The following is a 12,007-nucleotide window of genomic DNA, read 5'->3' on the forward strand; positions in this document are numbered from 1 at the left end:
TTACAGCAAGGCAGAAGGAAATCACATGATTGCCCAGGAACTGGAAGTCAGCTTGCACATGGCCTTCGTCGAGGCCAGGCAGCAGCGCCACGAGTTCATCACGGTAGAGCACCTGCTGCTCGCTTTGCTGGACAACCCGAGCGCCGCAGAGGTTCTGCGCGCATGCTCGGCCAACGTCGACGACCTTCGCGCGTCGTTGACGAATTTCATCAAGGACAACACGCCCCAGGTGGCGGGGACCGACGACGTCGACACCCAGCCGACCCTCGGGTTCCAGCGCGTGATCCAGCGCGCCATCATGCATGTGCAGTCCACCGGCAACGGCAAGAAGGAAGTGACCGGCGCCAACGTGCTGGTTGCGATCTTCGGTGAGAAGGACTCGCACGCGGTGTACTACCTCCACCAGCAGGGCGTGACCCGGCTGGACGTGGTGAACTTCATCGCGCACGGCATCAAGAAGAGCGACCCGCCGGAAGCCACCAAGGGCAGCGCCGAATCGTCCTCGAACGAGGGCGAGGAGGGTGGCGGCGAGAAGAACGAAAAGGCGTCGCCGCTGGAGCAGTTCACCCAGAACCTCAACCAGATGGCCAAGGACGGCAAGATCGATCCGCTGATCGGCCGCGAGTACGAGGTCGAGCGCGTGATCCAGATCCTGTGCCGCCGGCGCAAGAACAACCCGCTGCTGGTCGGCGAGGCTGGCGTGGGCAAGACCGCCATCGCCGAAGGCCTGGCCTGGCGTATCACGCAGGGCGACGTGCCGGAAATCCTGGCCGAAGCCCAGGTGTACTCGCTCGACATGGGCGCGCTGCTGGCCGGTACCAAGTACCGCGGTGACTTCGAACAACGCCTCAAGGGCGTGCTCAAGTCGCTCAAGGACCGGCCCAACGCCGTGCTCTTCATCGACGAGATCCACACGCTGATCGGTGCCGGTGCGGCCTCGGGCGGCACGCTGGACGCGTCCAACCTGCTCAAGCCGGCGCTCTCGAGTGGCCAGCTCAAGTGCATCGGCGCGACCACCTTCACCGAATACCGCGGCATCTTCGAGAAGGATGCGGCCCTGTCGCGTCGCTTCCAGAAGGTTGACGTGGTCGAGCCGACGGTGCAGGAAACCGTCGATATCCTCAAGGGCCTGAAGTCGCGTTTCGAGGAACACCATGGCGTGAAGTACGCCGTGGCCGCCCTGCAGGCTGCGGCCGAGCTGAGCGCCAAGTACATCAACGACCGTCACCTGCCCGACAAGGCGATCGACGTGATCGACGAGGCCGGCGCGGCCCAGCGCATCCTGGCGCCGAGCAAGCGCAAGAAGACGATCACCAAGGCCGAAGTCGAGGAAATCGTCGCGAAGATCGCGCGCATTCCCCCGGCCAATGTGTCCAATGACGACCGCGGCAAGCTGCAGACGCTGGAACGCGACCTCAAGAGCGTCGTGTTTGGCCAGGACAAGGCCCTCGAAGTGCTCGCCTCGGCGGTCAAGATGGCGCGTTCGGGCCTGGGCAAGGGCGACAAGCCGATCGGCTCCTTCCTGTTCAGCGGCCCCACCGGCGTCGGCAAGACCGAAGCGGCCAAGCAGCTCGCCTACATCATGGGCATCGAGCTGATCCGCTTCGACATGTCGGAATACATGGAACGCCACGCGGTGAGCCGCCTGATCGGCGCGCCTCCGGGCTACGTCGGTTTCGACCAGGGCGGCCTGCTGACCGAGGCCGTCACGAAGAAGCCGCACTGCGTGTTGCTGCTCGACGAAATCGAGAAGGCGCACCCGGACATCTTCAACGTGCTGCTGCAGGTCATGGACCACGGCACGCTGACGGACAACAACGGACGCAAGGCCGACTTCCGCAACGTCATCATCATCATGACGACGAACGCGGGTGCCGAGACCATGAACAAGGCGACCATCGGCTTCACCAACCCGCGCGAATCGGGTGACGAGATGGCCGACATCAAGCGCCTGTTCACGCCGGAGTTCCGCAACCGTCTGGACGCGACCGTGAGCTTCAAGGCGCTGGACGAATCGATCATCCTGCGGGTGGTCGACAAGTTCCTGCTGCAGCTCGAAACGCAGCTGGCCGAGAAGAAGGTCGATGTGACCTTCACCGACAACCTGCGCAAGCACCTCGCCAAGAAGGGCTTCGACCCGTTGATGGGCGCGCGGCCGATGCAGCGCCTGATCCAGGACACGATCCGTCGTGCACTGGCCGACGAACTGCTCTTCGGTCGCCTGCAGGACGGTGGTCGCCTGACCGTCGACCTCGACGACAAGGACGAAGTGCAGCTCGACATCCAGCCGCTGCCGAAGAAGGAAGGCAAGGCCAAGCCGGAAGCCGAGGAAGCGGCCGCAGGCTGATCGACTTTCGCACGGCCCACGGGGCTGTGCTGCCTTCAAAGGCCGGTAGCATCGCGCTGCCGGCCTTTTTCTTTGGGCCGGCGCCACTCCTGCCCATCGCTCTCCATCGCAGCGCCTGTCTCTTGATCCTTCCCGAAATCAGCCAAGAATGGAAAACGGGCCTTTCCCTGGCCTGGAGCGGCTACATCGCGGTGCTGTCGATCTGGATCGTGATGCAGAAGCGAGCGCCGGTGTCGACGATGAGCTGGATCCTGTCGCTCGCGCTGCTGCCCTTCGCCGGCTTCCTCGTCTATTACTTCCTCGGGCCGCAGCGCCTGAAGAAGCTGCGGCTCAAGCGCCTGCGCAACCGCGCCATCGCGCAGGCGCCGGCCGATCTGGCGCTGCTGCACGAGGCCGGGGAGCACGCGCCGCCGGCCCTGCGGCACCTGGCCGCGCTGGGCACGGCGGCCTGCGGGATTCCGGTGTCGAGTGCGACCGGCGTCGAGCTGCTGTCCGGCGGTGCGCGCACCTTCGACGCCATCTTCGAGGCCATCCGCACCGCGCGGCACCATGTGCACCTGGAGTACTACATCTTCGAGCCCGACCGCATCGGCACGGCCCTGCGCGACCTGCTGATCGAGCGCGCGCAGCAGGGCGTCGCGGTGCGCCTTCTGCTCGACGCGCTGGGCTCCAAGCGCATCGGCCGCCGCTTCATGGCACCGATGCGGGCGGCCGGCATTCACATCGCGCTGTTCCACGACACCAAGATCGGCCGGCGCCTGCGGCCGGTCACCAACTACCGCAGCCACCGCAAGATCGTGGTCGTCGACGGCCGCATCGGCTTCACGGGCGGCGTCAACATCACGGACGAGGAAGACCGCCGCACCCGGCCCGACGCCTACCACGACATGCACCTGCGGCTCGAGGGCAGCGCGGTGCGCTGGCTGCAGACCACCTTCCTCGAGGACTGGAGCTACGCCACCGGCGAGAGCGCCCGGCGCATGGTCGACGAGTCGCTCGAGGACATGCTGCCGCGCCTGGCTGCCGGCGAAATCGCGGCACAGATCGTCACCAGCGGCCCCGACAGCCCGCTCGAAGCGATCCACCGCATGCACGTGGAAGCCATCCATTCGGCCAGCGAGCGCGCCTGGCTGACCACGCCGTACTTCGTGCCGGGCGAGCCGGCGCTGATGGCGCTCACCAGCGCCGCGTTGCGCGGTGTCGATGTGCGGCTGCTGGTGCCGCGCCGCAGCGATTCGGCGATCGTCAGCGCCGCTGCGCGCTCGTACTACGACGAACTCATCGGTGCCGGCGTGAAGGTTTGGGAGTACAAAGCGCGCATGCTGCATTCCAAGACGCTGGTGGTCGACGACCATTGCGCGATGATCGGCACCGCCAACTTCGACAACCGCAGCTTCCGCCTCAACTTCGAGGTGATGGCGGTGGTGTACGGTCCGGCGCTGGCGCGCCCGCTGGCCGCGCAGTTCGAATACGACCTGCACAGCGCCGCCGCCGTGCGACTGAACCGGCCGCAGAGCTTTCCGCGCCGCCTGGGCGATGCACTGGCCCGGCTGTCGTCGCCCTTGCTCTGAACGGACCCGGCGTCGCGTTGCCGCGCGCAAGGGGCGACCTCAATGCTCATAGCGGCTGCGAAGCTCCCGCGCCGCCTTGGCCTCGGGCCGCAGTCGCGAACCACCCAGCCAGACTTCCTGCACCGCGCCCGCCGGGTCGCGCACCAGCCGGGCCGCTTCGCCATGGCTGGCATAGCCGTTGGCGAGCGATATCAGGGCCCGTTCCTTGCCGCTGACCGTGAGCTCTGTGGCGTCGGTGAAAGGGGCGGCCAGGGTCGGCGACACAGCGAACACCCGGTCGCGCATCGGCACCAAGTCGGTCGGCCCCCACAGGCTCCAGTAGCGGCCGGACCAGGCGCGTGTTTTGGCGGTGGGCGCGCCGTGGCGCTCAAAGGCCTGCAGGATCTGCACGATGCCGTCCATCCACGGCCACGAGAAACCGTCGAGTGAATTGCACAGCACCGACACCGCCAGTGCCTGCTGCGGCACGGCCAGGCTGCGCGAGACGAAGCCCTGCAGGCTGCCGGTGTGGCCGAACCAGTCCCAGCCCTGGAAGCTGCCCTGCATCGTGCCGAGGCCATACCAGGCCGGTGTGCTGCTGTGCGGCACGGCCCAGTGCCGTCGCGTCATTTCGTGGCGGCTCGCCGGCGTGAGTACGCTGCGCCGGGCGGTCGGCACCAGCTGCGCGTAGAAGGCGGCCACATCCGCCGCGGTGCTGACGAAGCCGGCGGCGGGTGCCATCGCATGGGTCGGCGGATCGCCCGGCACCACGACGCGACGGCCCAGGAGCACCCGGCCGGAATGCCCGCGCGCCATCGTGCGAGCGGCATCCGTGCCTGCGTCCGGGCGCGTGTTCCGGAGCCCGGCCGCATCGATGATCTCGCGCTGCATCCAGTCGCCATAGGCTTCACCGGTGAGCGTCTCCATCACCTGGCCGAGCAGCGCGAAGCCGTGGTTCGAATACTTGAAACGGGTGTTGGCTTCCAGTGCGGGCGGCTCCCGAAGCTGCGCCATCAGTTCGTCGCGCGAGAGGAAGGCTCGCCGGTCCTGGAACTGGCCGGCATCGGGGCCGTCGCGGACGGTGCCGGCACTGTGCGACAGCAACTGCGACAGCGTGGCAGCCGCCATCTGCGGATGGAGGCCCACGACGTAGCGGCCCACCGCATCGTCCAGCTGCAGCTTGCCGCCCTCGCGCAGCTTCAGGATCCCCGCCGCGGTGAAGGTCTTCGAATGCGAGGCGATCCGAAAGCGATGCTGCGGCGTGAGCCGGGTCTTCGCCAGCGCATCGGCATGGCCCAGGGCCAGTTGCAGCACCGGGCGCTGCCGGTGGTCGATGGCGATCGAGACCCCCGGCCGCTCGGTCACCCGCATCTGCAGTTCCATCCAGCGCGGGATGTAGTCGATCGCTGCGGCCAGCCACTTGTCCATGCCTGCTCTTTCGATGTGTCGGGCGCCGGCTGCGCCCGTTGGCCGAGAATACAGGCCCGCGTCGCACCTCGGCTCTCAGCCTGCCGGCGACCGCCGCCGTCCCACTCCAAGCATTTCATGGCCCACACCTTCCTCTGGCACGACTACGAAACCTTCGGCGCCGTGCCGCGCCGCGACCGGCCGTCGCAGTTCGCCGCGATCCGCACCGACGCCGAGCTCAACGAAGTCGGCGAGCCGCTGATGCTTTACTGCCAGCCCGCGCCCGACTACCTGCCCAGCCCCGAGGCCTGCCTGATCACCGGCATCACGCCGCAACTCGCGCTGGAGCGCGGCGTGCCGGAGCATCAATTCGCCGCCGAGGTCGAGAAGGCGTTCTCGCAGCCCGGCACCATCGGCGTCGGCTACAACACGATCCGCTTCGACGACGAGGTGACGCGCTTCCTGTTCTGGCGCAACCTGATCGACCCCTACGCGCGCGAGTGGCAGAACGACTGCGGCCGCTGGGACCTGCTCGACGTGGTGCGCCTGACCTACGCGCTGCGCCCCGACGGCATCCAGTGGCCGACGAAGGAAGACGGCAAGCCCAGCTTCAAGCTCGGCGACCTGGCGCGCGCCAACGGGCTGCTGCACGAGGCGGCGCACGATGCGCTGTCGGACGTGCGCGCCACCATCGCGCTGGCGCGCCTCATCCGCACCGCCCAGCCGCGGCTCTTCGATTTCGCCTTCGGGCTGCATCGCAAGGACCGTGTGGCGAACGAGCTCGGCCTGCCCGCGACGCGCGAGACGGCCAAGCCCTTCCTCCACGTGTCGGGCATGTTCCCGGCCGAGCGCGGCTGCCTGGCCGTGATGTGGCCGCTGGCCAGCCACCCGACCAACAAGAACGAGCTGCTGGCCTGGGACCTCGCACACGACCCGAGCGAACTGCGCGACATCGACGTGCCCACGCTGCGCCAGCGGCTCTTCACCCGTACCGCCGACCTGCCCGAGGGCGTGGTGCGGCTGCCGATCAAGGGCATCCACCTGAACAAGTCGCCAATGGTCGTGGGCAACCTGAAGACGCTGACACCGGCGATGGCCGAACGCTGGAGGGTCGACTTCGACACCGCGCTGCGCCACGCCGCCATCGCCCAGGGCCTGCCCGACATGAGCGCCATCTGGACGCAGGTGTACGAACGGCCGAAGGAAGCCGCGCCGGATGTCGACGAAGACCTCTACGGCGGCTTCGTCGGCAACGCCGACCGGCGGCGGCTGAACCAGCTGCGCAGCCTGTCGCCCGCCGAGCTGGCGCTGTCACGCACCGGTTTCGACGACCCGCGGCTGGAAGAGATCCTGTTCCGCTACCGCGCCCGCAATTTCGTCGACACGCTCACGCCCGACGAGGCCGAGCGCTGGGAGGCGCACCGCGCGGCGCGCCTGCTGGAAGGCGAGGGCGGCGCCCGCAACGTCGACCAGTTCTTCGCGGAGATCGACACGGCGGCCGAGACGGCCGACGAGCGCGGCGAGGAACTGCTGGGCCTGCTGTACGAGTACGCCGAGGCGATCGCACCGTCGCTCTGATCGAGGGCGATCGGCGTCTGCGCCTGCAGCCGGGGCAAACCCCGACCCGCGGGCGCGCCCCCGGCTTCCAGAATGAATGCTCCCCAAACGGAGACATCGTTCGTGCCCTCTTCATCGCTGACCCGCCGCCGCTTTCATCTGTCGACCGCGGCGGCTGCCGCATCGCTCGCCCTGCCAGGCCTGGCGCAATCCCCCTGGCCGAACCGGCCGATCCGCATCGTCGTGCCCTATACACCGGGTGGCTTCACCGACCAGATGGCCCGGCTGGTGCAGATCGGTCTGCAGCAACGCCTGGGCCAGCCGGTGCTGATCGACAACAGGCCGGGTGCCAACAGCCTGATCGGCGTCGATGCGGTCGCGAAGGCGGCGCCCGATGGCAGCACCTTCGGCGTCGTCATCGCGGCCTACGCGGCCAACACCTCGCTCTATGCCGGCAAGCTGCCCTACGACCCGCGCAAGGATCTGATGGGTGTGTCGCTGATGGGTGTGTCGCCGCTGCTCGCGGCGGTGAACAACGACGCACCCTTCAAGACCGGCCGGCAACTGATCGACTACGCGCGCGCCAACCCCGGCAAGATCAGCTTCGGCTCGTCGGGCAACGGATCCGCGGCGCACCTCACGACCGAACTGTGGAAAGCGCTGACGAAGACCTACATGGTCCACGTCCCGTACCGCGGCGCCGTGCCGGCGCTGACGGACCTGATGGGCGGACAGATCCAGCTCTTCTTCGACGCGCCGACCGGCCTCATCAGCCAGGCACGGGCCGGCAAGATCCGGCTCATCGGCGTGGCCGGGGAGCAGCGGCTGCCGGCGGTGCCCGACGTGCCGACCTTCATCGAACAGGGCTTCGCCGGCTTCACCGGCAGCACCTGGGCCGGCATGCTCGCGCCCGCGGGCACGCCGCCTGGCGTCGTGCAGCGGATGGCGGACGAGGTCGCGCGCATCATCAAGAGCGACGAGACGCGCGCGAAGCTCGATGCCATGGGCACCTTTCCGGCGGGCAGCACACCGCAGGAATTCGATGCCTTCATCGTCGCCGAAACCACCAAGTGGGGGCAAGTGATCAAGACCGCCGGCGTGAAGGCCGAGTGAGGGCCCGGGCCAGGTCGGTCGAGAGCCTTGCTGCGGGTTTCTCCGACAGCAGACGGTCAGGAAAGCGGACATCGCGCTTGCTGGCTCGAAACCACTGTCGGTCGTCCGAACACAGCACGGTCCGCGGTTCGACGCGGCACCGACAACAGGAGCAGGCATGAGCAACGTCAAGGGCAGTGGCGACGGGACCCGTCCCAGCACGGATGGCGGCGTCGACAACATGGGCGCGGGTGAAAAGTTCACGACGGAAAAGACGGCCGCCGGCGAGGACATCTCCGCTCCGGCACCACGGGAGAGGATGCAAGACAAGAAGTCGAATGCACAGGGCACCCGACACGATGATTCAGCGCCGTTTCATCTCACCGAAGACCTCACGCCAGCCTCGAGCACAGACAAGAACCGGCGTTAGCACCGTCGGCAGAGACGGTCCGAGGGCACGAACCGAGGGCGTCGCAGTCGGCGCTCTGCGACGCGTTCTTCGGCCGGATTCCACCTTTCACCTCCTGGGCGGGACCTTCCAGGCATGCATGGCCTCCAATGATGAAAAAGCCTGATCCGCTGGCGGCTCGAAATCTCGGCGCAGAGCCGTCGCGTGGCGGGATGGCGCTTTTGGTCGTCGACATGATCAGTTGCTGGTCCTTTCCGGATGCTGAGAAACTGCTGGTCGGCGCCGTCCGCATTGCGCCCCGCATTGCGGCGCTGAAGGCGCGATGCGCGCGAGCGGCGGTGCCCGCCATCTACGCCAACGACAACCTGGGCCGATGGCGCTCGGACTTCGGCAAGCTCATCGCCATGTCGTTGGACCGCGGCGGCAATGCCGCGGCCGTGACGGCTGCCTCGCGACCGTCCGAGCGCGACTACTTCGTTCTCAAGCCCAAGCACTCGGCGTTCGACGCGACACCGCTGACGCTTCTTCTGCAAGACTTGAAAGTTCACCATCTGCTGGTCGTCGGTACCGCCAGTGACCAGTGCGTGATGGCCACCGTTTCCGATGCCCGAATGCGCGACCTGGATGTCACTGTCCCACGCGATTGCGTGGCATCCCAAACGGAGGCACGCAACGCCACAGTACTGCAACAATTCGCGCAGGTGTTCAAACTGGCCACGCCGATGGGCGCCCGCGTCCGGCTACCCCGACCCACGCCTCATTCCGGGGTGGTCGACACTGGGCGCCGTGCCTGATGGCGGTGAGCTGAAACCGAGGGCCGCCGCCGTCCACCCCCCGACTTATCGGCGACTTTTCTTCAGCACGCTGAGCCTGCCATCGCTCTCCAATCGGGCGGCGCGCACGTCCTCGATGCGTTCCACGCTTTCTTCGCGCAGCTTTCCCTCCAGTTCTTCCATCGTGATCATCTCGCGCTTCAGCGCCTTGCGGTTGACGCGACCGTGACGCACCAGGACCTCGGGCAGCGGCTCCAGAAATCGCGCAATCGCCGGCGACCGGAAGCTCAGCCAGTCCAGCGCAAAGTTCCAGCCGATGAGCGTCGACAGGAGCACCAGCCCATCGTTGATCGACCGGTACTCGCCCTGCATCGCATTGCTCGCCGCGTCGGCCACGAGGACCACGAAGAGCAGGTCCGCAACGCCCATGGAGCCGACGTCCCGCCGCAGGACGAAACGGAAAACCAGAAACAGGAACCAGTAAACCACCGACCCGCGAACGATCATGTGCCAGACCGGGAATTCCCGCGCGAAGAGGTCCATCAGTTCGCTCACGACGTGGTCTCCGTCTTGAAGAGGCCACGCACGTTCAACGCGGCCAAGCCCACCTGCAAGGCGATCAACGCCCAGGCCTGCGTATGGGCGCCCCAAGCGACCCAGAGCAGATTGCTCAAAAGGAATACCCAGAAGCCCGCGTTGCGGCGTCCCTTGGCGTTCGAGCCGACCAGGTAGGCGGCGGCGAGGGACGCTGCGAAGGCGGGCCACTGAACGATGTCGAGGATGTCCATGGGCTGTCAGGCCGCAGCCGGCGCCGTTCGTTGCAGGTGGTGCATGACGGTCTGGCCGTGAGCGGCCTGCCTGTGAAGCGAAAGAATGACGGAGCCGATCATGGAAGCCCTACGGTGGTGACAGTGCCTTGCACACCCTAGCCAGTTCGCAGCACGATGACCGTCGGCCAACGCGTGTCCAGCGTGTAGGTTGGCCGCCGCCGCGCGGCGCGTCTCCGGCCCGAGGAGAAGATCACCTTGCACATTCCGCCTTTTTCCTACGCACGGCGAATGCTCCTGTGCGGATGTTCTGTGTCCCACGACCAAAAGGAGCTTGTAGATGCCCACCACCCGCACCCCCGCCGACGCTTGCAGCCTGCTCGACGCCGACCATCGCAATGTCAAGAAGCTCTTCAAGGAGTTCGAGCCCCTGGCAGAGTCCAAAGCCAAGACGGCCCCCGTAAAACGAAGAGAGTTGGCCGACCAGATCTGCATGGAATTGACGGTCCACGCCCGCATCGAGGAAGAAATCTTCTACCCCGCCCTGCGCGAGGCCATCAAGGAGGAAGACCTGCTCGACGAGGCCGAAGTGGAACATGCCAGCGCCAAGGAACTCATTGCGCAGATCGAGGCGGGCGACGAGAACGATCCCAAGTGGTGCGCCAAGGTCATCGTGCTGGGCGAGTACATCGACCACCACGTCAAGGAGGAGCGCAACGAGATTTTCGTCAAGGCCCGAGCAGCGAAGAAGCTGGACCTGGTGGCCATGAGGGACGAACTTCAGGCGCGCAAGGACGAACTGATGGCAGAAACAGCGGCCCTGGCCTGATCAGGACACCGCCAGTCGGGAAGAGCGCGGTCGCTGCCAGGCGACCGCTGCTCACATCGACGCTTCGAGCATCTCGCGGTAGTCCTCGCGCGTGGCCAGGCGCGGGTTGGTCTTGTGGCAGTGGTCGGCCATCGCGCCGTCGATCACCTGCTCGAACAACGCGGGCGTCACGCCGACTTCGGCCAGCCCGCTAGGCAGCCCCAGCCGCTGGCTCATGTCGCGGATCGCGTCCCCCAGGTCGCCGGCCGAATCGAGGTTCATCGCCCGGGCCATGCGCTGCAGGCGCCGGTCCTTCTGCACCGACTCCGCCCCCGCGTTGAAGCGGATCACGGCGGGCAGGAAGAGGGCGTTGAGCGTGCCGTGATGCAGGCGCGGATCGGCGCCGCCCAGGCTGTGGCTGAGCGAATGCACGCAGCCCAGGCCCTTCTGGAACGCCATGGCGCCCTGCATCGACGCGCTCATCAGGTTGAGCCGCGCCTCTCGATCCTGGCCGTCTTTGGTGGCACGTTCGATGTGGCCCCAGGCGCGCTCCAAGCCGTCGAGCGCGATGCCGTCGGCGGGCGGGTTGAAGGCGGCCGACATGAAAGTCTCCATGCAGTGCGCGATGGCGTCCATGCCGGTGGCTGCGGTCAGGCGCGGCGGCAGTCCGAAGGTCAGCTCGGGGTCGCAGATGGCGGCCTTGGGCAGGATGTGCCAGCTGTGGAAGCCCAGCTTGCGGTGGTCGTCCACGATGAGGATCGCGCCGCGCGCCACCTCGCTGCCGGTGCCGGCGGTGGTGGGCACCGCGATCAGCGGCGCGACGTTCTCGGTGATCTTCGGCGAGCCGCCTTCGATGGTCGCGTAGGTCTTGAGCGGGCCTTCATGCGTGGCCGCGATGGCGACGCCCTTGGCGCAGTCGATGGCCGAGCCGCCGCCGACGGCGATCAGCCCGTCGCAGCGGCCGCTGCGGTACAGGTCGACGGCCGCGCGCACGGCGGCCTCGGTCGGGTTCGACGGTGTCGCGTCGAACACCGACACCTCCAGGTCGCCCAGCGCATCGAGCGTGGTCTGCAGGATGCCGGCAGCGCGCACGCCGGCATCGGTCACGATCATCGGGCGGTTGATGCCCACGCGCGCGCACTCGGCGCTGAGCTGGCGGATCGCGCCGAAGTCGAACTGGATCTGGGTCAGGTACTGGATGAGGGCCATGGGAATGCGTCGATGCGAAAGGTGGCTGTACGATTTGACGAAACGAATCTAGCAACAGGATCCCATCTTGCCCATGCATGAAACCCTT

General features: G+C 67.1%; 11 protein-coding genes. 7 read left to right on the forward strand and 4 right to left on the reverse strand.

Features of this window, described 5'->3' with window-relative positions:
- The first annotated feature begins 25 nt into the window (after positions 1-25).
- The gene (gene clpA / locus ACSFA2_RS17080; RefSeq protein WP_435456500.1) at positions 26-2,347 is read left to right on the forward strand and encodes an ATP-dependent Clp protease ATP-binding subunit ClpA; all 2,322 of its coding nucleotides are present in this window, start codon (positions 26-28) and stop codon (positions 2,345-2,347) included.
- A gap of 122 nt (positions 2,348-2,469) precedes the next feature.
- A complete protein-coding gene (gene cls / locus ACSFA2_RS17085) occupies positions 2,470-3,918 on the forward strand; it encodes a cardiolipin synthase (protein ID WP_435456501.1) in 1,449 nt (482 codons plus the stop codon).
- Between the two features lie 39 nt (positions 3,919-3,957).
- Here cls and ACSFA2_RS17090 read toward each other — a convergent pair whose 3' ends face one another.
- Positions 3,958-5,325: a serine hydrolase domain-containing protein gene (locus ACSFA2_RS17090; RefSeq protein ID WP_435456502.1), complete on the reverse strand. Its 1,368-nt coding sequence runs from the start codon at positions 5,323-5,325 to the stop codon at positions 3,958-3,960.
- A 117-nt stretch (positions 5,326-5,442) separates the two neighbouring features.
- On the opposite strand from ACSFA2_RS17090, the gene sbcB reads away from it, so the two are divergent.
- The 4 genes from sbcB (at position 5,443) to ACSFA2_RS17110 (ending at position 9,156) form a co-directional block, all read left to right on the forward strand.
- Entirely contained in the window at positions 5,443-6,882 is a 1,440-nt protein-coding gene (sbcB, locus tag ACSFA2_RS17095; RefSeq protein ID WP_435456503.1) for an exodeoxyribonuclease I, read from the forward strand.
- A 72-nt stretch (positions 6,883-6,954) separates the two neighbouring features.
- The gene (locus tag ACSFA2_RS17100) at positions 6,955-7,974 is read left to right on the forward strand and encodes a tripartite tricarboxylate transporter substrate binding protein (RefSeq protein ID WP_435456504.1); all 1,020 of its coding nucleotides are present in this window, start codon (positions 6,955-6,957) and stop codon (positions 7,972-7,974) included.
- Between the two features lie 157 nt (positions 7,975-8,131).
- On the forward strand, positions 8,132-8,383 hold the full coding sequence (locus tag ACSFA2_RS17105) for a hypothetical protein (RefSeq protein WP_435456505.1): 252 nt from the start codon (positions 8,132-8,134) through the stop codon (positions 8,381-8,383).
- Between the two features lie 131 nt (positions 8,384-8,514).
- A complete protein-coding gene (locus tag ACSFA2_RS17110; protein ID WP_435456506.1) occupies positions 8,515-9,156 on the forward strand; it encodes a cysteine hydrolase family protein in 642 nt (213 codons plus the stop codon).
- A gap of 45 nt (positions 9,157-9,201) precedes the next feature.
- Here ACSFA2_RS17110 and ACSFA2_RS17115 read toward each other — a convergent pair whose 3' ends face one another.
- Together ACSFA2_RS17115 and ACSFA2_RS17120 are read right to left on the reverse strand one after the other, a co-directional pair.
- The gene (locus ACSFA2_RS17115) at positions 9,202-9,690 is read right to left on the reverse strand and encodes a DUF421 domain-containing protein (protein WP_435456507.1); all 489 of its coding nucleotides are present in this window, start codon (positions 9,688-9,690) and stop codon (positions 9,202-9,204) included.
- Positions 9,687-9,923, reverse strand: a complete 237-nt coding sequence (locus ACSFA2_RS17120; RefSeq protein WP_435456508.1) for a hypothetical protein — start codon at positions 9,921-9,923, stop codon at positions 9,687-9,689. The genes ACSFA2_RS17115 and ACSFA2_RS17120 overlap by 4 nt, the downstream gene beginning before the upstream one ends.
- A 319-nt stretch (positions 9,924-10,242) precedes the next feature.
- Here ACSFA2_RS17120 and ACSFA2_RS17125 point away from each other — a divergent pair, with 319 nt between their 5' ends.
- A complete protein-coding gene (locus ACSFA2_RS17125; protein WP_435456509.1) occupies positions 10,243-10,731 on the forward strand; it encodes a hemerythrin domain-containing protein in 489 nt (162 codons plus the stop codon).
- A 51-nt stretch (positions 10,732-10,782) separates the two neighbouring features.
- On the opposite strand, the gene ACSFA2_RS17130 is transcribed toward ACSFA2_RS17125, so the two are convergent.
- Positions 10,783-11,919, reverse strand: a complete 1,137-nt coding sequence (locus tag ACSFA2_RS17130) for an iron-containing alcohol dehydrogenase (RefSeq protein WP_435456510.1) — start codon at positions 11,917-11,919, stop codon at positions 10,783-10,785.
- Positions 11,920-12,007 lie beyond the last annotated feature (88 nt).

This window comes from Variovorax cryoconiti (assembly GCF_051216395.1).
In the GTDB taxonomy this organism is placed as follows: Bacteria; Pseudomonadota; Gammaproteobacteria; order Burkholderiales; family Burkholderiaceae_C; genus Variovorax.